General features: G+C 70.1%; 17 protein-coding genes. 11 read left to right on the top strand and 6 right to left on the bottom strand.

Annotated features, from left to right (window positions below):
• The first annotated feature begins 25 nt into the window (after positions 1 to 25).
• Positions 26 to 724, top strand: coding sequence for a sigma-70 family RNA polymerase sigma factor (locus tag ACFC3F_RS12030; protein WP_376129825.1), 699 nt, complete (start codon positions 26 to 28; stop codon positions 722 to 724).
• Positions 721 to 963: a zf-HC2 domain-containing protein gene (locus ACFC3F_RS12025; protein WP_376129822.1), complete on the top strand. Its 243-nt coding sequence runs from the start codon at positions 721 to 723 to the stop codon at positions 961 to 963. Before ACFC3F_RS12030 ends, ACFC3F_RS12025 begins: the two co-directional genes overlap by 4 nt.
• Before the next feature lie 16 nt (positions 964 to 979).
• On the opposite strand, the gene ACFC3F_RS12020 is transcribed toward ACFC3F_RS12025, so the two are convergent.
• Complete coding sequence (locus tag ACFC3F_RS12020) at positions 980 to 1,657, bottom strand: GPP34 family phosphoprotein (RefSeq protein WP_376129819.1); 678 nt, start codon at positions 1,655 to 1,657, stop codon at positions 980 to 982.
• Positions 1,658 to 1,711: 54 nt separating this feature from the next.
• Positions 1,712 to 2,875, bottom strand: a complete 1,164-nt coding sequence (locus ACFC3F_RS12015) for a sensor histidine kinase (RefSeq protein ID WP_376129817.1) — start codon at positions 2,873 to 2,875, stop codon at positions 1,712 to 1,714.
• A gap of 252 nt (positions 2,876 to 3,127) precedes the next feature.
• Between ACFC3F_RS12015 and ACFC3F_RS12010 the strand changes: the two genes are divergently transcribed.
• Positions 3,128 to 3,790, top strand: a complete 663-nt coding sequence (locus ACFC3F_RS12010; RefSeq protein ID WP_376129814.1) for a response regulator — start codon at positions 3,128 to 3,130, stop codon at positions 3,788 to 3,790.
• A gap of 57 nt (positions 3,791 to 3,847) precedes the next feature.
• On the opposite strand, the gene ACFC3F_RS12005 is transcribed toward ACFC3F_RS12010, so the two are convergent.
• A complete protein-coding gene (locus ACFC3F_RS12005; RefSeq protein WP_376129811.1) occupies positions 3,848 to 7,549 on the bottom strand; it encodes a multifunctional oxoglutarate decarboxylase/oxoglutarate dehydrogenase thiamine pyrophosphate-binding subunit/dihydrolipoyllysine-residue succinyltransferase subunit in 3,702 nt (1,233 codons plus the stop codon).
• Between the two features lie 186 nt (positions 7,550 to 7,735).
• On the opposite strand from ACFC3F_RS12005, the gene ACFC3F_RS12000 reads away from it, so the two are divergent.
• A complete protein-coding gene (locus ACFC3F_RS12000; RefSeq protein WP_376129808.1) occupies positions 7,736 to 9,190 on the top strand; it encodes a GuaB1 family IMP dehydrogenase-related protein in 1,455 nt (484 codons plus the stop codon).
• A gap of 197 nt (positions 9,191 to 9,387) precedes the next feature.
• On the opposite strand, the gene ACFC3F_RS11995 is transcribed toward ACFC3F_RS12000, so the two are convergent.
• Complete coding sequence (locus tag ACFC3F_RS11995; RefSeq protein WP_376129805.1) at positions 9,388 to 10,338, bottom strand: hypothetical protein; 951 nt, start codon at positions 10,336 to 10,338, stop codon at positions 9,388 to 9,390.
• Positions 10,339 to 10,778: 440 nt separating this feature from the next.
• Here ACFC3F_RS11995 and ACFC3F_RS11990 point away from each other — a divergent pair, with 440 nt between their 5' ends.
• Both ACFC3F_RS11990 and ACFC3F_RS11985 read left to right on the top strand, forming a co-directional pair.
• A complete protein-coding gene (locus tag ACFC3F_RS11990) occupies positions 10,779 to 12,110 on the top strand; it encodes a hemolysin family protein (RefSeq protein ID WP_376129878.1) in 1,332 nt (443 codons plus the stop codon).
• Positions 12,107 to 13,165, top strand: a complete 1,059-nt coding sequence (locus ACFC3F_RS11985; RefSeq protein WP_376129802.1) for a hemolysin family protein — start codon at positions 12,107 to 12,109, stop codon at positions 13,163 to 13,165. Before ACFC3F_RS11990 ends, ACFC3F_RS11985 begins: the two co-directional genes overlap by 4 nt.
• 27 nt (positions 13,166 to 13,192) lie before the next feature.
• Here the strand turns inward: ACFC3F_RS11985 and ACFC3F_RS11980 are convergent, their stop codons facing one another.
• Positions 13,193 to 14,266, bottom strand: coding sequence for an NADH:flavin oxidoreductase/NADH oxidase (locus ACFC3F_RS11980; RefSeq protein ID WP_376129800.1), 1,074 nt, complete (start codon positions 14,264 to 14,266; stop codon positions 13,193 to 13,195).
• 27 nt (positions 14,267 to 14,293) lie between these two features.
• On the opposite strand from ACFC3F_RS11980, the gene ACFC3F_RS11975 reads away from it, so the two are divergent.
• From ACFC3F_RS11975 to ACFC3F_RS11955, 5 genes are read left to right on the top strand one after another with little or no spacing between them, the layout of a single operon-like run.
• Entirely contained in the window at positions 14,294 to 15,118 is an 825-nt protein-coding gene (locus ACFC3F_RS11975; protein ID WP_376129797.1) for an NAD(P)H-hydrate dehydratase, read from the top strand.
• Between the two features lie 32 nt (positions 15,119 to 15,150).
• Complete coding sequence (locus tag ACFC3F_RS11970) at positions 15,151 to 16,389, top strand: glycosyltransferase 87 family protein (RefSeq protein ID WP_376129794.1); 1,239 nt, start codon at positions 15,151 to 15,153, stop codon at positions 16,387 to 16,389.
• Entirely contained in the window at positions 16,386 to 16,700 is a 315-nt protein-coding gene (locus tag ACFC3F_RS11965) for an MTH1187 family thiamine-binding protein (RefSeq protein ID WP_376129791.1), read from the top strand. Before ACFC3F_RS11970 ends, ACFC3F_RS11965 begins: the two co-directional genes overlap by 4 nt.
• Positions 16,701 to 16,750: 50 nt before the next feature.
• Complete coding sequence (locus ACFC3F_RS11960) at positions 16,751 to 17,998, top strand: MFS transporter (protein ID WP_376129875.1); 1,248 nt, start codon at positions 16,751 to 16,753, stop codon at positions 17,996 to 17,998.
• Positions 17,995 to 18,738 (top strand): NUDIX domain-containing protein, encoded by a 744-nt coding sequence (locus ACFC3F_RS11955; RefSeq protein WP_376129788.1) that lies wholly within the window; start codon positions 17,995 to 17,997, stop codon positions 18,736 to 18,738. The genes ACFC3F_RS11960 and ACFC3F_RS11955 overlap by 4 nt, the downstream gene beginning before the upstream one ends.
• Here the strand turns inward: ACFC3F_RS11955 and ACFC3F_RS11950 are convergent, their stop codons facing one another.
• Complete coding sequence (locus ACFC3F_RS11950; protein WP_376129785.1) at positions 18,739 to 19,941, bottom strand: homoserine O-acetyltransferase; 1,203 nt, start codon at positions 19,939 to 19,941, stop codon at positions 18,739 to 18,741.
• Positions 19,942 to 20,063 lie beyond the last annotated feature (122 nt).

The raw sequence follows: 20,063 nt of genomic DNA, 5'->3' as shown, positions 1-20,063 counted from the left end.
GCCCACAGATCGGAACGGAGCTCGAGTGAACGCAACGCTTGACCGCCTCACGGCGGATTCCGTCGACGATCTCGAGCGGTCGTGGAACGCGACCCCCGTAGACTGGCGCCTGATGACCGAGCAGGCAGAACAGGCGCAGGACACGCAGGATCCGCGCACCCAGTTCGAAGAGCAGGCACTGCCCTTCATGGATCAGTTGTATGCGGCGGGGATGCGCATGACGCGCAATCCCGCGGATGCGGCCGACCTCGTGCAGGAGACGTTCGTGAAGGCGTTCGCCTCGTGGCACACCTTCACGCAGGGGACCAACCTCAAGGCCTGGCTCTATCGGATCCTGACGAACACCTACATCAACACGTACCGCAAGAAGCAGCGCGAGCCGTATCAGAGCGCGATCGACGAGCTCGAGGACTGGCAGCTCGGCGGCGCCGAGTCGACGACCGCGACGAGCGCGCGCTCGGCCGAAGCCGAGGCGATCGATCACATGCCGGCATCCGTCGTGAAGGATGCGCTGCAGTCGATCCCCGAGGACTTCCGGCTCGCGGTCTATCTCGCCGATGTCGAGGGATTCGCGTACCAGGAGATCGCCGACATCATGAAGACCCCCATCGGCACGGTCATGAGCCGCCTGCATCGTGGCAGGCGGCAGCTGCGTGACCTGCTCGCCGACTACGCGAAGGAACGCGGCATCGACACCGAGGCCGCGGCTAGGAGAAAGAAATGACCGACTGCGGGTGTGAGAAGGCGCGCAAGGATCTCGAGGAATACCTGCGCAACGAGGTCTGCAAGACCCAGCATTCCGAGATCAAGGAGCACCTCGAGAACTGCTCCGAATGCCAGAGCGAAGCGCTCGTCGCCCGGACTCTGACCGAGGTCGTCGCGCGCGCGTGCAAGGAGACCGCGCCCGAAGAACTGCGCGACCAGGTGCTCGCCCGCCTGCGCGAGCGGCAAGCGGCCCACTGACGGCGGTCTGCTCCGCCTAGATGCGCCACCCCGCGATAGCGGGTGCCGTGGTGGCTGCCGCCGCCGCCGTCGCGGCAGCGCTCGCGGCTCCCGCGACGATCGAGATGCCGTGGAGCACCTGAGCGACCTGCTCAGCGGCGGTCGTGTCCTGCTCGATCCGGTCGCGGGCAGCGTGGGCTTCATATCCGCCCACGATGCGATCGAGCACTCCCGCGCCGTCGAGCAGCGTGACGACGGTCGCGACGCGCTGGTCCATCTCGATGCGTCCGGATGCCGCGTGGCGCAGTTCGTCGCGGGCATCTTCGGCGACGCGGTCATCGGCCAGGCGCACCCGTGTGCGGGGCACGAGTCCGAGCACGCGGCCCTCCTCGCGCACGACCAGGCCTCGTCGGACAAGACGGGTGACCGCGTCGTCGTACGAGCGACTTCCCACCCGCGAGACGAGGCCGGGCGTGAGGGGCGCGTCCCGCGGCAGACACTCCGCGGCGGCGCCGAGGGCAGCGGCATCCGCGATGCGTACGATGCGCACGTCGGTGCGGTCCGCGTCGGTCGCGGCGAGGTCGATGACGCTGTCGAGCACGAGATCTACGAGGACCGCGCCGCCCACGAGGGCCTCGGTGGCGTCGCTGCGGTGGAGCCATCCGCGTCGGTCGGCCGTGAGCAGGAGGATCTGCTCCGTGATCGTACGGTCCATGCCTTCGAGCGTACGAAGCCGTCATCGTGCGGACAATGCGACGAAAGTAGGGGGTCAGTGCGCGGGGAACCGGGCCTCGAGCAGCCAGTCGCCCTCGTGCGCGCCCGAGGAGAACGTGCCCCCGCGCAGTGCCGTTCGCTCACGCATGCGTGCAGTGCCATATCCGCTGCCGGGCAGCTTCGGGGCGCCGACGGTCGCCGCGAGAGTGTTCCTGATGCGCAGCACGACGCCCTCCCCGCCGCGGGCGACGCTCAGCTCCACGTGCTGCGGGGCCGGCGCGTGCTTCATGATGTTGGTCGCGGCTTCGCGGATGATGCGCTCGAGGGTGCTCACCGTCAAGAGGTCCAGTTCGTCGGCGGCCGCGTTCACGCGGACCGCGACGTCGTAGCCCGCGTGTTCGAGCGCGGTGCGGAAGCTCTCGACCGCGGCCGCGAGACTGTGGTCCGTCGAGCGCGCCGCATCTTCGCGGTTGTCCGCTGCGATATCGACGACGCGTCGCAGGTCGACCAGCGCTTGCTTTGCCGAGGCGAGGATCGCCTCTTGCGACTGCGATCGCTCGTCGGGGTCATCGGTGCGATCCAGCAGCCGTGCGTGCATCGCGATCACCGTGAGGTCGTGCGCGACGACGTCGTGCAGGTCATCGGCGATGCGCTGCCGCTCCTCGCGGACGAGCTCGACGTTCATCCGCCGAGCATCGACGAGCTCCTCGCCGATGCTGCCCGCGCGCGCCACGAGGGCGCGCAGCACGACTCCGACGGCGCTCGCCCCGGCGGCGACGATGAGCACGGCGCTGAACATCGCCACGGAGTCCGGGCGCTGGTCGAAGCGGTGCACGCCGCCGGCTGCCGCGAGGAAGAGCACGAGGTAGACCGCCTGTATGCGCGCGGGGCAGTACCGCACGACCACGAGGCAGCCGATGGCGAGCCCCAAGAGCGCAACCTGCTGCTCGTCGGCGAACGGCGAGACCGCCATCAGTGCGAACAGGGCGAGCGCGGTCAGCGTCGGGTTCCACAGCAGGGGAAGGAAGGCGAGCGTGAGAAGAACGTCGAAGAAGAACGACGCGGGATCGACGAACCCGTCGAACGCCCACAGCAGCACGGAGGCGAGGGCGGCCGCCGTCACGACGCCGATGATCGCCACGCGCTCGACGCGCGTGGGGCGCTGCGACCCCGCCGTGCGGAACAGCCGGCGCGCACGCGATATCTGGGGGCGGGTCACCGCTTCATTATCCTGAAAGTGACCGCGCCCCGTCGCGGTGCAGCCGTCAGCTGCAAGCGCCGATGAGACGGCAGATCGCGCTCCAGATGGATGTCGTGAACATGGGTCTCCTCCTCTCGGCTCGGGTGTGCTCGAGGCTTATGGTGATTCTGTCGGGCCGACCGATGCGGCGCATCCGTCGCACGCCGAGGGCGTCTACGACTTTCGTAGGGGGTCCGGGGGCGGCGTTTCGCCCGCCTCTAGGATGGACGGGTGGCCTCGATCAGCGTCCTCGTCGCCGATGATGAGTTCCTTCTCCGCCGCGCGCTGACGATGTTCCTCGAAGAAGCCGAGGACATCGAGGTGGTCGGAACAGCCGTCGACGGCGCCGATGCGATCGAGCAGACCCGGATGCTGAAGCCCGATGTCGTGCTCATGGACATCCACATGCCGAACCTCGACGGTGTCGCGGCGACGACGCAGCTGACCCGCGAAATGCCCGAGACCAAGGTGCTCGCCGTCACGACCTTCGGCACGATGCAGACCGTGCTGCCGATGCTCGTCGCCGGCGCGACGGGCTACCTCCTCAAGGACTCGGACCCGCAGGACATCGTCGCGGCGGTGCGCGAGGTTCACCGAGGGCTGCGCGTGCTGTCGCCGGCGGTGAGCTCGCTCCTTGTGTCGACGATCGTCGAGGCCTCCACCTCTGCCCCCGCCGACGCCCTCACCCCGGAGGAGCGTCTCACTCCTCGCGAGTCTCAGATGGTCGAACTGCTCGCACAGGGCTTGTCCAACGGCGAGATCGCCCGGCGCGAGAGTGTGTCCGAAGCGACGGTGAAGTCCCACCTCAGCAACGTCATGGCCAAGTGGAACGCGCGCGACCGCGTGCAAGTCCTCATCCGCGCCGTGCGCGCCGGCGTGGTCCGCTTGGACTGACGGCTACCGCACGACGAAGGGCCGCCCCGGAGGGCGGCCCTTCCCGATCTCTGCGGATCAGTCCTTCGAGAGTGCTTCCTGGATGAGCGCGGCCTGCTCGGTCGCGTGCACCTTGGGCGACCCGGTCGCCGTCGAGGCGGCAGCGGGACGCGACACGAGACGGATCGTGCGCCCGTTCAGCTGCGGCACGACATCGAGTGCGATGAACGGCCACGCGCCCTGGTTCTCGGGCTCGTCCTGCACCCACACGAGCTCGGCGTCGGGATAGGCGGCGATGACGGCCCTGAGGTCGTCGATCGGCGCCGGGTAGAACTGCTCGAGGCGCACGAGGGCGATCGCGGGGTTCGGGTTCTTGTCGAGCTCGGCCTTCAGATCCCAGTGGATCTTTCCCGAGTGCAGCAGAACGCGCGTCACACCGCTCTTGTCGATGCCGCGCTCATCGTCCAGGACCGGCTCGAAGCGGCCCGTCAGGAAGTCCTCGACGGGGCTCGTCGCACCGCGCAGACGCAGCATCGCCTTCGGCGTGAAGACGACGAGCGGGCGACGCGGGCGTGCGTAGGCCTGACGACGCAGGAGGTGGAAGTACGACGCGGGCGTCGAGGGACGAGCCACCGTCATGTTCTCCTGCGCGCACATCTGCAGGTAGCGCTCGATGCGCGCCGAAGAGTGGTCCGGGCCCTGGCCCTCGTAGCCGTGGGGGAGCAGCAGCACGACGCTCGACTGCTGGCCCCACTTCTGGTCGGCCGACGAGAGGTACTCGTCGATGACCGACTGGGCGCCGTTCGCGAAGTCGCCGAACTGCGCCTCCCACAGCACGAGCGCGTCAGCGCACTCGACCGAGTAGCCGTACTCGAACGCCATCGCGGCGTACTCGCTGAGCAGCGAGTCGTACACCCAGAAGCGGCCCTGATCCTCGCTCAGGTTCGACAGCGGGATCCATTCCTGGCCGTTGGCGCGGTCGTGCAGCACGGCGTGGCGCTGCACGAAGGTGCCGCGGCGCGCGTCCTGACCGACGAGACGGACGTTGGTCTTCTCGAGCAGCAGCGAACCGAACGCCAGCAGCTCGCCGAAACCCCAGTCGATCGAGCCGTTCCGGCTCATGTCGAGGCGCTTGTCGAGAAGCTGCTGCAGCTTGGTGTGCACCGTGAAGCCCTCGGGCTTGTTGACGAAGGTGTCACCGATGAGGCTGACCACATCCCGCGAGACCGCGGTCGTCTCGGGCTCGCCGACGGGGACCGGAGCCTCGGCATCCAACACGATCGTGTTCGAACCCGTCTCGGCCTCGTGCGTCTCGGTGAAGGCGATCTCGAGGCGGTGCTGGAAGTCCTTCTTCGACTTCTCGTACTCCTCTTCGGTGATGTCGCCGCGACCGACGAGGGCCTCGGTATAGAGGCGTCGCACGGAGCGCTTCGCCTCGATGAGGTTCGTCATGAGGGGCTGCGTCATCGACGGGTCGTCGCCCTCGTTGTGACCGCGGCGGCGGTAGCAGACGAGGTCGACGACGACGTCGCGGTGGAACCGCTCGCGGTAGGCGAAGGCGAGCTGTGCGACGCGCGTCACCGCTTCGGGGTCGTCGCCGTTCACGTGGAAGACGGGGGCCTGGATGGTCTTGGCGACATCCGTCGCGTAGACCGAGGTGCGGGCATCCTGCGGCGTCGTCGTGAAGCCCACCTGGTTGTTCACCACGACGTGGACCGTGCCGCCCGTGCGGTAGCCGCGCAGCTGCGACATCTGCAGCGTCTCGACGACGACGCCCTGGCCGGCGAAGGCCGCGTCGCCGTGCACGAGGATCGGCAGCCAGGCGAACGTGCCGATGGGCTTGCGATCCTGCTTCGCGCGGACGATGCCCTCGAGCACGCCGTCGACGGTCTCGAGGTGCGACGGGTTGGCGGCGAGGTAGACCGGCAGCTCCTGCTTGCCGTCGGCGACGAAGGTGCCCTCGGTGCCGAGGTGGTACTTGACATCGCCCGAGCCGCTCTTCGACCCGATCGCGACCGAGCCCTCGAACTCACGGAACACCTGGCCGTAGGTCTTTCCGGCGATGTTCGTCAGCACGTTGAGACGACCGCGGTGAGCCATGCCGATCGCGGCACCGTCGAGGCCCGCCGCGGCGGCGCCCTGCAGGATCTCGTCGAGGAGCGGGATGAGCGATTCGCCGCCTTCGAGACTGAAGCGCTTCTGGCCGACGTATTTCGTCTGCAGGAACGTCTCGAACGCCTCGGCCTGGTTGAGCTTGTCGAGGATCCGCATCTGCTCGTCGTGGCCGGGCTTCTGGTATTTGACCTCGAGGTTCTCCTGGAACCACGCGCGCTGCGTCGGATCCTGGATGTGCATGTACTCGATGCCGATCGTGCGGCAGTACGAGTCGCGCAGCACGCCCAGCACGTCGCGCAGCTTCATCTGGCGCTTGCCGCCGAAGCCGTTCGTGACGAACTCGCGGTCGAGGTCCCAGAACGTCAGGCCGTGGCTCTCGATCTCGAGGTCGGGGTGCGTGCGCTGCACGTACTCGAGCGGATCGGTGTCGGCCATGAGGTGACCGCGCACGCGGAAGGAGTTGATGAGCTCCTGCACGCGCGCCGTCTTGTCAACGCGCTCGGCGAGGTCGACGTTGATGTCGCTGGCCCAGTGGATCGGGTCGTACGGGATGCGCAGGGCCGCGAAGATCTCCTGGTAGAAGTCGCGCTGGCCCGTGAGCAGCTCATGGACGATCTTGAGGAACTCGCCCGAACCGGCACCCTGGATGACGCGGTGGTCGTACGTGCTCGTCAGCGTGATCGTCTTGCCGATGCCGAGGTTCACGAGCGTCTTCTCGCTCGACCCCTGGAACTCGGCGGGGTACTCCAGGGCGCCGGCGCCCACGATGCATCCCTGCCCCTTCATCAGACGGGGGACGGAGTGGACCGTGCCGATGCCACCCGGGTTCGTGAGCGAGATCGTCGTGCCCTGGAAATCGGATGCCGTCAGCTTGTTGGCGCGAGCGCGCTTGACGAGGTCTTCGTACGAGGCGAGGAACTCGTTGAACGTCAGCGACTCGGCACGCTTGATGCTCGGAACGAGCAGAGCTCGCGAGCCGTCGGGCTTGGGCAGGTCGATCGCGATGCCCAGGTTGATGTGGGTCGGCGCGACGACGGAGGGCTTGCCGTCGACTTCGGCGTAGAACACGTTCTGGCTCGGGAACTGCTTCAGAGCCCGGATCATCGCCCACCCGATCAGGTGCGTGAAGCTCACCTTGCCGCCGCGGGTGCGCGACATGTGGTTGTTGATCACGATGCGGTTGTCGATCATGAGCTTGGCCGGCACGGTGCGCACGCTCGTCGCGGTCGGGACCGTGAGTGACTCGTCCATGTTGGCCGCGAGGGTCTTGGGCAGGCCGCGCAGCGGCGTCACCTTGTCCTGGTCGTCCGAGTCGTCTTCGGGCGCCTCTGCCGTCGACGGCACGACCTTGGGAGCCTGCGCGGGGATCGGCTGAGCCGCTGCCGGCCGCGCCGTGGTCTTGGCCACCGGCTGCGTTCCGATGACGGGAAGGGGTGCCGTCACCGGGGCAGGTTCCGCCCCGGCGGGACGGGATGCCGCCGGCGCCGATGCCGCCGCGGAGGCGTCCTGACCGGCGGGTCGGTAGTCCTGGAGAATGGGCCACCACGCCTTGTCGACGGAGTTGGGATCGATGGTGAACTGCTCGTACAGCTCCTCGACGAGCCACTCGTTCGCTCCGAACTCTCCTTCGTTCGAAACCCCGGGGCCTGTCGCCTGAGTCGACACTCTCGATCGCCTGCTTTCGTCGGTGAAGTGGTGGTGAAGTGGTCGTGAGGCGGCGCCGAAATCCACCCGCGCGCACGACAGTCAAGCCTAACCCAGTCTGGGCGGTCGGACTCGGTGTCCTGGCGCGACCTCGGAGTAAGAACTCGCCTCTTTTCCGCTCAGGAAGACTGACTACCCTCGGTGGACATGGAGTTCTACGGTGAGCAGCCGGCGGTCGACCTGACGTACTCGGACGTCTTCCTCGTGCCGCGCCGGTCGGCCGTCACGAGCAGACTCGACGTCGATCTCTCGCCCGGCGACGGCACGAGCGCGACCATCCCGCTCGTGTCGGCGAACATGAACTCGGTCACGGGCGCCAGACTCGCGGCCACCCTCGCCCGGCGCGGCGGCCTCGGCGTGCTGCCGCAGGACATGCCGCTGCAGGAGCTCGACGCCGCCATCCGATGGGTCAAGGCGCAGCCGGTCATCTGGGACACGCCCCTCGTCCTGCCCCCCGAGGCGACGGTCGCCGACGCGTCGCGCCTGCTGCCGGCGACCGAGGGCCACGGCATCGTCGTCGCCCGAACGTCGACCGCGGTCGACGACGACGACATCGTCGGCGTCGTTCCCGCGACACGACTGGCCACGGCTCTCGCCGACGCGCGCCTGGGCGATCTCGCCCGCGACCGCGCGGCATCCATCGACGCGGAGTCGGTGCAGGACGCCCGCCATGCCTTCGACCTCATCGTCGCCGCCGGGGCCGAGACGGTGTGCGTCCTCGACCACGGGCACCTCGTGGGGACGCTCTCGCGCCGCAGCGCGCTGCGCTCCACGATCTACCGGCCCGCGGTCGACCGCGACGGCCGGCTCATCGTCGCCGCGGCCGTCGGCATCAACGGCGACGTCGCCGCCAAGGCGAAGGCGCTCGCCGCGGCCGGCGTCGACGTGCTCGTCGTCGACACCGCCCACGGACACCAGGACGCCATGCTGCGCGCCCTGCACACCGTCGCTCAGCTCGACCTGGGCATCCCGCTCGTGGCGGGCAACGTCGTGACCCCCGAGGGCGTGTACGACCTCGTCGCCGCCGGCGCCGACATCCTCAAGGTCGGCGTCGGTCCCGGTGCGATGTGCACGACGCGGATGATGACCGCCGTCGGGCGGCCGCAGTTCTCGGCCGTGCTCGAAACGGCGGAGGCGGCCCGCGTCATGGGGGCGCACGTGTGGGCCGACGGCGGCGTGCGGTATCCGCGCGATGTCGCGCTCGCGCTGGCCGCGGGAGCGGCATCCGTCATGATCGGGTCGTGGTTCGCCGGAACGATCGAGGCTCCCGGCGAGCTGCTGGTCGATGCGGCGGGGCGCACCTACAAGGAATCGTGGGGGATGGCCTCGACGAAAGCCGTGCACTCGCGGTTCGCACGGCTCGACCCGTACGACCTCGCGCGCAGGGAGCTGTTCGCCGAGGGGATCTCGTCGTCGAAGATCTACCTCGACCCGCTTCGCCCCGGCATCGAGGACCTCGTCGACATGATCACGTCGGGCGTGCGCTCCTCGCTCACGTACGCCGGCGCGACGACGCTCGCCGAGTTCCACGACCGCGCCCGGGTCGGCCTGCAGTCTGCCGCCGGCTATGACGAGGGCAAGGCGCTCCCCGTCAGCTGGTGACGCGGTTCGCGGTTCGGGGTCGTCGGGTGGTTCGCGGTCGTCCGCTGGGTCGCGCTCGTCCGCTGGGTCGCGCTCGTCCGCTGGGTCGCGGTTGTCCGCTGGGTCGCGCTACCGAAACCTGCGCGCGCGCCCGTAACTTCACCCGCGGGTGCAGGTTTCGGTAGCGCGACGGGAGGGTCACCGATCCGCGGCACAGATCAGGGGCGCGGGAGGCGGCTGGGGAGCCCGTCGCCGGTGATGATGTCGTAGAGGCGCCGGGGAGTGATATCGGATGGTTGCCAGCGCGAGAAGCCGCGCACTTCGCGGCGGATCTCGTTCTCTCGATCCTTCTCGTCGATCACGATCTCCGATGCGTCGCGGTCGCCGGAGAATTCTGGGCTCATGTACTTGCCTCGCCCGTCGAGCTCACCCCAGTGATCGTGCTCGGGAAAGTAGAAGTCGCCGAACACGATCCGACCGCTTGCGAGCTCTCGTCGCTCCTGCAGGCGCGGGGTGGGAAAGCCCAGCTGAGCGATGATCACGCGGCTCTCGGTCTCTCGCACGTTGTCGGCGAGGTCTGTAGCGGCCTCGAGCACGCGGCGCACTTTGTGGTCTCCGCGCGTCGGCGTCGCCTTCTCGAACTGCGCGAGCAACTCCTCCTTCGTGGTCAGCGGCCCTCCTTCGCGGCGCGCCCACAGAGCCTGGTCGACGGCGGCGACGGCCTTCGTGAACGTCAGCGAGCGCGCGAGATCGAGCGCCGTCTGCGTCGCCGTCGTGATCCAGTGTCCGCCCTCCCACTGCTCGATCTCGACGTCCGCGAGTCCGAGCCCGTGTCGACGGATCGCGCCGTGCGTCCGGCCCCCGCTCGTCCGGTCCGTGCGGACGTCGACCAGGGTGGGCCAGTCCCCGAGCAGATCGATGCCCAGGATCGCCGCGGCCGCAGCGTGGGACAGGACCGCGGGTTTGCGCATCCGTCGAGAAACCTCGCGCACGCGAACCAGGTGCTGCTGATGAGGTTTGAGCGCGAGCCACTCGGACGTGGAGACGTATGCACCGGCCGTGACGCGGTGCCATCGACCTGACGTCGTCGCGATGAGCAGGCGCCGGTCATCGACGCGGTCGAGCTGGTCGCGACGGCGGTGCACCTGGATCGTGGGTTGTAGGGTCACGACCCCACCCTCGCCGCCATCGAGCGGTACCGCGCGCACTCTGCGCGCACCCGGGGATAGAGCGCTCGCCGGGCGGCCGGGGGAGGAACCGCTCGCGCTGAGGGGCCGCGCTACCGAAACCTGCAGGCGCGCCCGAACATACGGTGGCGTGGGCAGGTTTCGGTAGCGCCGGGCGGAAGACCCGGACCCGGACGCGCGACGGCGCGGCGCGCGACGACGCCGGACGCCCGACCCCGGACGCCCGACCCCGGACGCTCGAACCCGGACGCTCGAACCCGGACGCTCGAACCCGGAAGCGCGACGGCGGGCGCGCGTGAGCGCGGCGCGCGACGGCGCAGCGACCGCGCGCGGTCCCGTAGACTTGCGCGCACAATGGACGACCCCCCCAGTAGATGTACGCCCCGCGCTCCCGTACACCGCTCGCAGAGGGGTGACGCGTGATGGACTATGTCCTCTTGGGCGTGGGGCTCCTCCTCACGATCGGAACAGGCTTGTTCGTCGCGAGCGAGTTCGCGCTCGTGAACCTCGATCGCGCCGAGCTCGAGAAGCGCCGCGCGGCGGGTGAGACGCGTCTGTCTCTGACGATCAGCGCGCTCAAGATCACCTCGACGCACCTGTCCAGTGCCCAGTTGGGCATCACGCTCACGACGCTGCTCACCGGCTACACGATGGAGCCGGCGATCTCGAACCTGCTGCGTCCCGTCTTCGCGGCATGGGGGTGGCCCGAGGGGTTCGCGAGCCCCTTCGCCGTCGTCATCGCGGTGACGTTCGCGACCATCCTGTCGATGATCGTCGGCGAACTCGTGCCGAAGAACTTCGCCCTCGCCGTGCCGCGGCAGACCGCCAAGCTCGTGATCCCGTTCCAGACGGCGTTCACGACGGTCTTCCGCCCCGCGATCGTCGTGCTCAACGGCAGCGCCAACGGCGTGCTGCGGTCCATGGGCATCGAGCCCAAGGAAGAGCTGTCCGGCGCGCGCACGGCCGAAGAGCTGTCGAGCCTCGTGCGCCGCTCGGCGAGCGCCGGCGTGCTCGAGGAGGACACCGCGTCGCTGCTCGATCGCACGCTGACCTTCGCGCGCCTGTCGGCCTCGGACGTCATGACCCCGCGCCCCAGCGTGCACGCGCTCGCCGCCGACGACTCGGCCGAGGACGTCATCCAGCTCGCACGCCGCACGGGCAACAGCCGCTTTCCGGTCTACGACGAGTCAATGGACGACATCACGGGCATCGTGCACCTCAAGGCCGCGGTCGGCGTGCCGCGCGAACGTCGCAACGACGTGCCCGCCGCGGCGCTCGCGACCGAGCCGCTGCGCGTGCCCGAAGCCGTGCACCTCGACGTGCTCATGTCCGAGCTGCGTGCCCGCGGCTACCAGATGGCGATCGTCGTCGACGAGTACGGCGGCACGGCCGGAGTCGTGACGCTGGAAGACCTCGTCGAAGAGATCGTCGGTGAAGTCCTCGACGAACACGACCGTCGCCGGGCCGGCATCGTCCGCTCGCAGGACTCGATCATCTTCCCCGGCGAACTGCGACCCGACGAACTGCTCGATCGCACCGGCATCCGCATTCCCGAAGGAGACGTGTACGACACCGTGGGCGGCTACGTCATGAGCGTGCTCGAGCGCGTGCCCGCCGCGGGGGACTCGCTGCGCATCGACGATGGGACGATCGAGGTGCAGCGGATGGACGGGCGCCGGGTCGACCGCATCCGCTTCACGCCGGAGCCGATGCCGCACGCCCACGCCACGGAGGAAGGGGGTGATCGTCGATGAACGACTGGGCCGGAATCGCCTGGCTGGTGGTGCTGCTCATCGCCAACGCCTTCTTCGTCGGCGCCGAATTCGCCGTCATCTCCGCCAAGCGCTCGCAGATCGAGCCGCGCGCCGAGAAGGGCTCGCGCTCGGCCAAGACCGCGCTGTACGCCATGGAGCATGCGACCCTCATGCTCGCGACGAGCCAGCTCGGCATCACGATCTGCTCGCTGCTCATCCTGAACGTCTCCGAGCCGGCGATCCACCACCTGCTCGCAGGACCGCTGGGTCTCACCGGACTCGCGGAGGGAACGGTCGACGTCATCGCGTTCGTGATCGCGCTGCTCATCGTGTCGTACCTGCACGTCGTGTTCGGCGAGATGGTGCCGAAGAACCTCGCGTTCTCGGTGCCCGATCGCGCCGTGCTCATGCTCGCGACCCCGCTCGTCTGGGTCTCGAAGCTCTTCTATCCGATCATCGTGTCGCTCAACTGGGTCGCGAACCACGTGCTGCGCCTGTTCCGCGTCGAGCCGAAGGACGAGGCCGCCTCGACCTTCACGCTCGACGAGGTCGCGACGATCGTGAACCAGTCGCGCATCGAGGGCATGCTCGACGACACGTCGGGCGCCGTCTCGGCGGCGCTGGAGTTCACCGACAAGAAGGCCAAGGACATCGCCCTGCCGCTCGACAAGCTCGTCACGCTGCCCGAGCGCACGACGGCGGCCGAGATCGAGCGCGCCGTCGCCAAGCACGGCTTCTCGCGCTACGTCATCGTCGATGACTCCGGCGATCCGGTCGGCTACGTGCACCTCAAGGACATCCTGCGTGCCGCCGAAGGACCGGATGCCGCAACCGAGGTCGCGCGGCCGCTTCCGGCCAAGCGCATCCATCACATGGTGCCCGTGCTCGAGACGACCGACCTCGAAGACGCGCTCGCCGTCATGCGGCGCGCCGGGCGCCACCTCGCCCGCGTGCGCGACGCCGAGGGCACGACGACGGCGGTGCTGTTCCTCGAGGACATCATCGAGGAGCTCATCGGCGAAGTGCAGGACGCGACGCGTCGCCGCAGCTACTGACAGCGGATGCCGCCGGCCCGCCGCCCGTCAGAGGGAGCGGCGGGCCCGCGCGTACTGCACGGGCCAGTACCGCAGGTCGACGCCCAGCTCGAGCGACGCGCGCAGCGCGAAGTGCGGGTCGCGCATCCACTCGCGCGCGGCCATGACGGCATCCGCGTCGCCGGCCTGCAGGATCGCCTCGGCGTGAGCGCCGTCGGCGATCAGGCCGACCGCGCTCACGGGCACGTCGGCGTCGCGCCGCACGCGCGCCGCGAGTGGCACCTGGTAGCCGCGGCTGACGGGGATGCGCTCGCCGGGCACGGTGCCGCCGCTGGAGATGTCGAAGAAGTCGGCGCCACGGTCGGCGCACCAGCGCGCGACGGTCGCGGTCTCTTCCACGCTCCACCCGCCCGCCGTCCAGTCGGTCGCGGACATGCGCACGACCAGGGCGACCTCGGGCGTCTCGGCGCGTACGGCGTCGACGACGCGCAACAGCAGGCGAGCGCGGTTCTCGAGGGGTCCGCCGTAGTCGTCGTCGCGGCGGTTGGCCAGCGTCGAGAGGAACTGGTGCAGCAGGTAGCCGTGACCGCCGTGGATCTCGATCACCTCGAACCCCGCGTCGGCGGCCCGTCGTGCCGCGGCGGCGAAATCGGCGACGACGGTGTCGATGCCCGCGAGATCGAGCGCCTCGGGCACGGCGTATCCCTCGAACGTGATCGCCGACGGAGCGACCGTCCGCCATCCGCCGTCGCGCAGGCCGACGCTGCCGTACGTGCCCGCGATGAGCGGAGACCACGTCGAGGCTTTGCGCCCCGCGTGCGCGAGCTGAATGCCCGCGAGAGCGCCGCGCGAGCGGATGGCGGCGGCGATCGGCGCCCACGCATCCCTCTGCTCGTCGTTCCACAGGCCCGTGTCGTCGGGCGAGATGCGTGCCTCGGGCGACACGGCCGTGGCTTCGGCGATGACGATGCCCGCGCCACCCGACGCGAACTGCGCGAGGTGCACGTGGTGCCACTCCTGCGGCAGACCGTCGACGGCGCTGTACTGGCACATCGGCGCGACCCACAGCCGGTTTCGCGCCGTGTGCCGGCCGATCGTGAGGGAAGAGAACAACAGGGTCATGGAAAGCTCCGCGGGTAGGGTGTCGGCATGACTCGCGAGTGGACCGAGCGGGATGTCGCCGGCGTCGTGCGTCTGCCGACGCACTCCGATGACAAGTATTCCCGGGGCGTGCTGGGTGTGCGCACCGGCTCGCGCGTCTATCCCGGCGCCGCCGTGCTCGGTGTGGAGGCGGCGTGGCGCACGGGTCTGGGCATGGTGCGCTACCTCGGCGCGGCCGCGGATCCCGTGCTGGCACGGCGCCCCGAGACGGTCACGGCACCGGGGCGGGTGCAGGCCTGGCTCATCGGCTCGGGCACGGATTCCGCGACCCGCGACGCCGACGAGACGGCGGCGATCCGCGGAATCCTGGCACAGAACGAGCCCGTCGTGCTCGACGCCGGTGCCCTCGACCTCGCTCCCGGGGCATCCGCGCCGCTCATCGTGACACCGCACGCGCGGGAACACGCCGTGCTGCGAGCGGCGCTCGGGCTCGGCGACGGCACGGGCGATCGACGCACCGACGTCGCCGAGACGGCGCGCAAATTGGGCGGGGTCGTGCTGCTCAAGGGGGCGATGACGCTCATCGCCGACGGGTCCGAGGTCATCGACGTCGACGTCGACGTGCCGTGGCTCGCGACGGCCGGGACGGGCGATGTGCTCGGCGGCGTCCTCGGCGCGCTCGTCGCTGCTGCTCACGCGGTTCCGGATGCCGCTCCGCCGCTGCCGCACCTCGCGGCCTCGGCCGCGTGGCTGCACGCTCGCGCCGCTCGGGTCGCGGCATCCGCTCTCGGTCCGCGCGGCGGTCCGCTCACGGCGCTGGATGTCGCCGAGGCGCTTCCGCGCGCGATCGGCGGCGTGCTCGCGCACTCCTGAGCGCCTCGGCGGCCACCCCCTACGATGGGAGCGTGTCGAGGCGGGCAGTGCTGTGGGTCGCGTTCGCGCTCGTGCACATCGTCGTCGCCGGCCTCGGCTTCGCCCTGCCCCATCAGCCCATGGGCGACGTCTATCTCGTCTACGAACCGTGGGCGCTGCAAGCGCTCGACGGGCGCGGCATCCCGGGAATCGCCGAGGACTGGATCTATCCGCCGGTCGCCCTCCTGCCGCTGCTGGCCGCGCAGGCCCTCGAGTGGATCGCGGGATACGAGATCGCGTGGGCCCTACTCGTGACGGCGTGCGATGCGCTCGCCTTCAGGATGCTCGTCGGGGATGCGCGATCGCGCGGACGCCGGCACGCCGCGTGGTTCTGGCTCGCGTTCGCCCTGCTGCTCGGTCCCGTCGGGATGTACCGGCTCGACGCCGTCACGGTGCCGCTCGCCGTGGCGGGCTGCCTGTGGCTCGTCGGCCGGCCCTGGCTCGCCTCGGTGCTGCTCGCCGTCGCGACCTGGATCAAGGTGTGGCCCGCAGCGCTGCTCGCCGCGGCCTTCCTCGCGGTGCGGCGCCGCGTGGCGGTCGTCTGCGGGGCCCTCATCGTGAGCGCCCTCGCGCTCGTGACGGTCGCCCTGCTCGGCGGAGCCCCGCACGCCCTCGGCTTCGTGACGGCGCAGACGGGACGGGGCCTGCAGGTCGAAGCGCCCGTCAGCATGCTCTACCTGTGGCTCGCGGCCGCGCGCGCGCCCGGTGCATCCGTCTATTACGACCCCGTCATCCTCACCTTCCAGGTCACCGGCCCGCAGGTCGACACCGTCATCGCCGTCATGACGCCGCTTCTGATCGCCGTGCTCGTCGCCGTGGCGGTGCTCGGGGCGATCGCCGCCCGGCGAGGGGCGCCTTTCGTCGCGCTCTTCCCGCCGCTCGCGCTGGCCCTCGTGCTCGCCTTCATCGTCTTCAACAAGGTCGGCTCACCGCAGTACCTCACGTGGCTCATCGCGCCGCTCGTCGTCGGCCTGGTGATCGCGCGGGATCGCTGGCGCCGACCCGCGGCGCTCGGGCTCCTGCTCGCGGCGCTGACGCAGGTGGTCTACCCGCTCACGTACGGCGAAGTGCTCTCGGCCGACCCCGTCGCGGTCGGCATCCTGACCGTCCGCAACGCGCTTCTGATCGTGCTCTTCGTCTGGACCGTCGTGCGGCTGATCCGTCTCGTTCGGGGCCGCCGCGCGGCATCCGCTCTCGTCGGGACCCCACGAAAACCGGAGGTAACACCATGATCATCGCCTTCTCGGTCGCCCCCAGCGGCACCGGCTCGACCGACGGCTCGGTGCACGACGCCGTCGCCGCCGCCGTGCGCGTCGTGCGCGCGAGCGGCCTGCCGCACCGCACGACCTCGATGTTCACCGAGATCGAGGGGGAGTGGGACGACGTGTTCGACGTCGTGCGCCGCGCGACCGAGGCCGTCATGCCGTTCGGATCGCGCGTCTCGCTCGTGCTGAAAGCCGACATCCGGCCGGGGTGGACGGGCGAGCTCGACGCCAAGGTGGAGCGCCTCGAAGCCGCGATCGACGCCGACGAGACCGACTGAGTCGAATCGATTCGCCGCGGGTGCCGCGACGCGGCTAACATGACCCGGTGATCTCCTCTCCGCCGAGGAGGGGTGCGGCGAGGTGGGCGCTCCTTTCCCTCGCCATCGGCAGCTTCGGCATCGGCATGACCGAGTTCGTCGTCATGGGCCTGCTGCCCGACATCGCGCAGGACCTGCTGCCGGCGACGTGGTCGGCGAGCCAGGACGACGCGATCGCGCAGGCCGGCTGGCTCATCACGCTCTACGCGCTCGGCGTCGTCGTCGGCGCCCCCACGATCGCGGGCCTGGTCGCCAGGCATCCGCGCCACCGCGTCATGATCGGGCTGGCTCTCGCCTTGACGGTGGGCAACGCCCTGACGCTCGTCATGCCGACGTTCGAGCTCGTCGCCGCGTCGCGCTTCGTCGCGGGCCTGCCGCACGGCGCATACTTCGGCATCGGCGCCCTCGTCGCCGCCGACGTCCTCGGTCCCGGCAAACGCGCCAAGGGCGTCGCGTTCGTGCTCACGGGCCTGACCGTCGCGAACGTCGCGGGCGTGCCGCTGGGCACATTCCTGGGGCAGCAAGCGGGATGGCGTGCGGCCTTCCTCGTCGTCGCGGCGATCTTCGCCGTCGCCACGATCGCCATCGCCTTCTCGGTGCCGCGGCACGCGGGAGACCCCGGACGCACGTTCCGTGCGGAGCTCAAGGTGTTCCGGATCGGCCAGGTGTGGTTCGCGCTCGCGATCGGGTCGGTCGGGTTCGGCGGATTCTTCGCCGTGTACAGCTACGTCGCGCCGATGGTGACCGAGCTCACGGGGTCGCCGGCGTGGGTCGTGCCCATCGTGCTCATGCTGATGGGCGTGGGCATGATGATCGGCAACATCATCGGCGGACATCTCGCCGACGTCGACCTCAAACGCTCCCTGCTCGGCGGGCTCATCGCGCTCGCGGTCGTGCTGATCCTCGTCGCGCTCACGGCGCAGTGGATCTGGACGCTCGGGCTCTTCGTCTTCTTGACGGGACTGGTCTCGTCGGTGCTCGTGCCCACGATCCAGACGCGGCTCATGGATGTCGCCGAAGACAACCAGTCGATCGCCGCCGCCGTCAACCACTCGTCGCTCAATCTCGGCAACAGCATCGGGGCTTTCGTCGGCGGCACCGTGATCGCGGCGGGATGGGGCTTCACCGCCCCCGCGTGGGCCGGAGTCCTGCTCGCCGTCGGCGGTGTCCTGCTCGCCGCCGTGAGCCTGTCGCTCGAGCGCCGCCGCGTCGCGGCCGGGCGAGGTGCGGCGCGACTGCCGCATAGGCTGGGCGGGTGACCCGCCATGACGAAGCCGCGCGCGTGATCTCCGACGCGGTCGACGGAGCGCGGCCGCGCCGCCCCGCCGACGCCGACGACCCCGACATCCCCGTCGCTGCGACGGTCGTGGTCGTGCGCGACGGCACGGACGGCGCCGAAGTGCTCGTCATCCAGCGTCCCGATCGGGGCTCGTTCGCGGGGGCGTGGGTCTTTCCCGGGGGCAAGCTGGACGATGCCGACCGCGAGAGCGCCGACGAACCGGAAGAAGCCGTCGTGCGTCGCGCCGCCGTGCGCGAGACGTGGGAGGAGACGGGGCTCACGCTCGCCCCCGACTCCCTCGTGCCGCTGTCGATCTGGGATCCCCCGCCCGGGATCCCGCTGCGCATCCGCACGTGGTTCTTCGTCGCGGCGGCATCCGGTGTCGACCTCGTGCTCTCCGAACACGAGGCCGTCGCCGCGGAGTGGGTGCGTCCCGGCAGGCTGCTGGAGCGACACGCGCGCGGCGAGGCGACGCTGTATCCGCCGACCTGGGTCACCCTGCACGGCTTCGAGCACGAGGTCTCGGCCGAGGGCGCGCTCGGCGCCGCACGACTCGGTGGGCTGCGCCGCTTCGACTCCGTCGCGCGTACGGGGCCGAACGGGCCGTTCATGCTGTGGCCCGAAGACGCCGAGTTCGATCCCGACGCCCCGCGGGCGGGCACGGCCCGGCACCGCCTCGAAGTCGGCGCGCTGCCGTGGACCTACATCCGCACCGACTGATCAGGCGGCCAGCAGGCGTCGCAGATGCGCGCCGACGGCGGCGGTCTCGATGAGGAACCCGTCGTGGCCGAAGTCGCTCGCCAGCACCACGACGCCGTCGTCGACGAGCGTGCGGATGCCGCGCCCGATGCGCTGCTGACCGTCGATCGGGAAGAGGCGGTCACTGTCGATGCCGAGCACGAGCGTGGTCGCCGTGACACGTGCCAGGGCGTCCTCGACGCCGCCGCGGTCGCGTCCGATGTCGTGCGAGTTCATCGCCTCGACGAGCGTCAGGTAGCTGTTGGCGTCGAAGCGGCGCGTGAACTTGTTGCCGTGGAAGTCGAGGTAGGACTCCACGGCGAACCGGCCCCCGTGCCCGAGGGGACTGACGACCGACTGCCACGAGCGCTGGAAGCGCTGATTGAGCTCGGTGGGGGAGCGGTAGTTCAGCAGTGCCATGCGCCGCGCGAGCGCGAGCCCGCGGTGCGGCCCGTCGCCGTCGCCCGAGTCGTAGTATTCGCCGTTCTGGAAGCGCGGGTCGATGCGGATCGCCTCGAGCTGCACCGAGTTGAGGGCGATCTGGTCGGCGGTGTTGATGGGCGGCGCCGACAGGACGGCCAGTCGCTCGACGCGCTCCGGATGACCGATCGCCCACTCGAGAGCGTGCATCCCGCCCATCGATCCGCCGATGACGCCCGCCCACGCGTCGATGCCGAGCGCGTCCGTCAGCGGAAGCTGCGCGGCGACCTGGTCGCGGATCGTCAGGTACGGGAATCGCCCCGCCCATTCGTAGCCGTCGGGCGCGATGCTCGAGGGGCCGGTCGAGCCCTGGCATCCGCCCAGCATGTTGGGGGCCACGACGAACCAGCGGTCGGTGTCGATGGGCGCGCCGGGTCCGACGATCGACTCCCACCAGCCCGACGTGGGGTGGCCGGGGGCGGCGGCGCCGCGCACGTGGCTGTCGCCGGTGAGGGCGTGCAGGATGAGGACCGCGTTGTCGCGCTGCGGTGACAGCTCGCCCCACGTCTCGTACGCCAGGCGGTAGCCCGGCAGTTCCGCGCCGCCCTCGGTGCGGAACGGACCGAACGACGCGAAGTGCCGGTCGCCGACCGGATCACCGTCACGCCAGGCCCCCGTCGCGGGAGGCCGCCCCAGCAGCATCCGAGCGTCCGCCTCGGTGACGGGAGCGGAGGGAACGGTGTCCTCCGAGGTCTGCCAGTCCATGGGTGCCATTCTCTCCCGCCCCGGCCGACCGCCGCCCCGTGTTACGTCGCCCCCGCCCCGGCTTCTCCCCGCGAGACTGCAACGGCGCGCCGAGACTGCGGGTGAACCCCACGGTCTCGGCG

It is taken from the genome of Microbacterium sp. NPDC055910, assembly GCF_042271185.1.
In the GTDB taxonomy this organism is placed as follows: Bacteria; Actinomycetota; Actinomycetes; order Actinomycetales; family Microbacteriaceae; genus Microbacterium.
This window is presented reverse-complemented; position numbering and strand designations above follow the sequence as displayed.

Bases quoted from the DNA above. Each gene is read 5' to 3' on its own strand.
- ACFC3F_RS11950 (WP_376129785.1), bottom strand. From the start codon at position 19,941: ATGGACTGGCAGACCTCGGAGGACACCGTTCCCTCCGCTCCCGTCACC.
- ACFC3F_RS11980 (WP_376129800.1), bottom strand. From the start codon at position 14,266: ATGACCCTGTTGTTCTCTTCCCTCACGATCGGCCGGCACACGGCGCGA.
- ACFC3F_RS12025 (WP_376129822.1), top strand. From the start codon at position 721: ATGACCGACTGCGGGTGTGAGAAGGCGCGCAAGGATCTCGAGGAATAC.
- ACFC3F_RS12020 (WP_376129819.1), bottom strand. From the start codon at position 1,657: ATGGACCGTACGATCACGGAGCAGATCCTCCTGCTCACGGCCGACCGA.
- ACFC3F_RS11985 (WP_376129802.1), top strand. From the start codon at position 12,107: ATGAACGACTGGGCCGGAATCGCCTGGCTGGTGGTGCTGCTCATCGCC.
- ACFC3F_RS12000 (WP_376129808.1), top strand. From the start codon at position 7,736: ATGGAGTTCTACGGTGAGCAGCCGGCGGTCGACCTGACGTACTCGGAC.
- ACFC3F_RS11975 (WP_376129797.1), top strand. From the start codon at position 14,294: ATGACTCGCGAGTGGACCGAGCGGGATGTCGCCGGCGTCGTGCGTCTG.
- ACFC3F_RS11990 (WP_376129878.1), top strand. From the start codon at position 10,779: ATGGACTATGTCCTCTTGGGCGTGGGGCTCCTCCTCACGATCGGAACA.
- ACFC3F_RS11965 (WP_376129791.1), top strand. From the start codon at position 16,386: ATGATCATCGCCTTCTCGGTCGCCCCCAGCGGCACCGGCTCGACCGAC.